Here is a 269-nt window from a genome sequence, read left to right on the forward strand (position 1 = left end):
TTGCACCACCAAAGATTTCAATACCGTCATCAAAGCCTTGGTGAATATGAATGTAATCAAACTCAGAGCCTGAACCAACAGCATTAAGTGTTAATGAATTTAAATCATCACCTTCACCACCTACGCGAGGGCCAGAGCCTGCATACCATACTTTAGCCCATTTAATATTACCGCTTGAATCGCTATTATCGTTACCACCAAAGTAGCTTGTTATACCTTCAGAGGCTACGTTACATGTACCGCCATCACGCTCTGCATCTGTACATTGG

General features: G+C 42.4%; 1 protein-coding gene. It reads right to left on the reverse strand.

Going from position 1 to position 269, the window contains the following annotated elements:
* Positions 1-269, reverse strand: a 269-nt coding sequence (locus tag AAEY62_RS22605) for a beta-helix domain-containing protein (protein ID WP_502935554.1), incomplete at both ends; no start/stop codon positions are given.

The organism is Pseudoalteromonas sp. GW168-MNA-CIBAN-0100 (assembly GCF_040309225.1).
Taxonomy (GTDB): domain Bacteria; phylum Pseudomonadota; class Gammaproteobacteria; order Enterobacterales; family Alteromonadaceae; genus Pseudoalteromonas; species Pseudoalteromonas arctica.